Source organism: Mesorhizobium sp. M7A.F.Ca.MR.148.00.0.0, from assembly GCF_003997735.1.
Lineage (GTDB): Bacteria > Pseudomonadota > Alphaproteobacteria > Rhizobiales > Rhizobiaceae > Mesorhizobium.
Genome location: NZ_RZTB01000154.1, coordinates 1 through 2,405, shown reverse-complemented (window position 1 = coordinate 2,405; position 2,405 = coordinate 1). Strand labels below are relative to the sequence as shown.

General features: G+C 57.0%; 4 protein-coding genes. 3 read left to right on the top strand and 1 reads right to left on the bottom strand.

Going from position 1 to position 2,405, the window contains the following annotated elements:
* Positions 1 to 92 precede the first annotated feature (92 nt).
* The 3 genes from EOB49_RS30660 (at position 93) to EOB49_RS30650 (ending at position 1,909) form a co-directional block, all read left to right on the top strand.
* Positions 93 to 272, top strand: coding sequence for a hypothetical protein (locus EOB49_RS30660; RefSeq protein ID WP_127383185.1), 180 nt, complete (start codon positions 93 to 95; stop codon positions 270 to 272).
* A 176-nt stretch (positions 273 to 448) separates the two neighbouring features.
* The gene (locus EOB49_RS30655; protein ID WP_127383184.1) at positions 449 to 1,300 is read left to right on the top strand and encodes a hypothetical protein; all 852 of its coding nucleotides are present in this window, start codon (positions 449 to 451) and stop codon (positions 1,298 to 1,300) included.
* Positions 1,301 to 1,357: 57 nt separating this feature from the next.
* Positions 1,358 to 1,909, top strand: coding sequence for a transcription termination/antitermination NusG family protein (locus EOB49_RS30650; protein WP_164781863.1), 552 nt, complete (start codon positions 1,358 to 1,360; stop codon positions 1,907 to 1,909).
* Positions 1,910 to 2,037: 128 nt separating this feature from the next.
* On the opposite strand, the gene EOB49_RS30645 is transcribed toward EOB49_RS30650, so the two are convergent.
* Positions 2,038 to 2,405, bottom strand: a 368-nt coding sequence (locus tag EOB49_RS30645) for a hypothetical protein (RefSeq protein ID WP_206526160.1), incomplete at its 5' end; no start/stop codon positions are given.

Genomic DNA, 2,405 nt, shown 5'->3' with positions numbered 1-2,405 from the left:
CGCGTGGCCCGGCGCCGATCGCACCTAAGCGGACACGCCAGCATAAGCGGGCCGCCAAGAACCGGAAGACGAAAAATCGGAAGGCCAAGCGGATGCAGATCAATGCCGCCCAGGCCCCGACATGGGTCCGCACCATCGCGGCGGCAAAGTTCGATCCAAACGGAACGCGCCAGTATCGGGATTCGCAGCTTGGGACGTTCGGTGCGGCCTCACCCGTTCGCCACATCGATCCCGCCGAGTATCTGGCGGCGAGCGAAGGAAGGCAAAATTGAGTGCCACGCAAGCATTTGTTCACCAAGCTCTCGGCAACCGGTGGGCAGAGACCGGGAATGTCGGGGAAAGCCGTCCCGGCTTGGTCGTGGTCCAGAGCGTGGGCTGCAACCAAACTGCCGCGCACTCATGTCGAGGCGTCCCCGCTCAGGTTGAGCCGCGTAACAGGAAACCTTCAGTGGAACTGCTCAATCGCATTGCTGCAATTAATGCCGCCGATATCACCCCACGGATTCCGACTACAGGAGAGCCAATTTGCGAGCGTGTCGATCCGGCAACGCTCTACGTTGATCACCACTATCAACGCCAGATCGGTGATCGGGGTCGCAAGCAGATTCGGAAGGTCATTCAGAACTTCTGCTGGACGAAATTCAAACCACCGATTTGCGCCTATGCGGACCACGAAGGTCAAACCATTCTCAAAGTTCTGGACGGGCAGCACACGGCAATCGCCGCCGCCAGCAACCCGCACATCGACCTTATCCCCATCATGATCGTCGACGCACCGGATACGCAGTCACAAGCATCCGCGTTCGTCGGGCAGAATACTCAACGGTTGGGGGTCACCGCGCTGCAACTACACCATTCGGCGGTTCTGGCTGGCCATGATGAAGCTGTCGATATTGACCGCACCTGTCAGCGTGCTGGGGTCAAAGTCTTGAAAAGCTTGCCCAAGACCGGAAAATATCAACCCGGTGACACCATCGCGATTTCGGCCATCAGGGGGCTCGTCTCACGACGTGAACCGCTAGGAGCGCGGGTCATCCTTGAGGTGCTGGCCAACGCTCATTTGGCACCTATCACGGCAAACCATATCAGGGCTGCCGAGTACATCATGACCGACAGCGAGATGTCGATAAAACTCGATCCCGAAGAGCTGTCGAAAACGATAGGCGATTTGTACCTGTCGGCCGAAGACGAAGCCAAGCTGATGGCGAAGACTTTGCGCACCTCGGAATGGAAGGCGCTCGGATCAATCTGGTTTCGGAAGACGAAGAAGAAGCGACAAGTGATGCGCCTGGTGGCGTGAAATTCTGCGCCGCGTCGGAGTCGATCCGATGCGGCGCGAACCTTGGAAGGAAAGCAGTTGAACGCACAAACGAAAATCGTTTCGGGTGGCAAGCAGCCAGCCTGGCTCGCTGTCCAGACCAAGCCTGGCGGGGAATACCGCGCCATGACGGAAATGCAGCGTCTCGGGATCCCGGTCTACATGCCGCAATATCGGCACGAGTACCGGCACCATCGGACCAAGGCTTGGCTGGTGAAGAACTTCCCGTTGTTCCTCGGCTACATCTTCACGCCCGCCCACGACGTGAAGTGGGGCGCCCTGAACAGTTGCGACGGCCTAGTCCGAAATGGTGTGCTCTGCGACATCGAGGGGAAGCCGGTGCCGATCCCAGGAGACGATATCAAGGCGATCCGCGACGCAGAGGAAAAAGGTGTGTTCGACAAGATGCGCGACCACGGTCTGCGGATCAAAGCCGGAGAAGGCGTGATGGTCTTGGACGGTGCTTTTGCTGGTGCGGACGCTGAGATGGTGAAAGCGCGCAGCGTCAACAGCGTCCGCGTTCTATTGGACATGTTCGGCGGCAAGGTTGTTGCCAGCGGACCAGTTGCAAAAATTAGGAAAAAGGAATAGAGTCCTACCTACTGATTTGGCGATACGCCTGTCTGCGCGGGGCTTCATAGTCACCAGCCGGGGCGATGAGGGGCAAGATCGCCGCCCCGACCACTGACGAAGTTTGTCCATTGTGCATTGATTCCACCTCAGACGAGGCTTGGTATCAACGCTATTAAGTGCTCAAATAAACTCTGGGCTGCCATCCCGACTGCTGTGCCGGCGAAGGCATCGGCCAGCCACCGTAACGTCGGAACGAAAAGTGCAGTTAAGGCAGCTAATCTCACAGTGCGACTTTTTAATAGTGTTTGGCCGGCGGATATCTCACTTTCAACTCGCTCGGACGTTTCGGGGTCAAGAAGATTGGTGCCAACCAAGGTTGCCTTCAATTCCTCGGCTGCCTCAATTACCTGCTGATAGACGTCTGAATTATGTTTAATTGGTACAATTCTGTCAGCGGCAGGCGCCCATTGGTCTTCGCTTATCAAGGGTACATCGAGATTCCTCTGAATATATC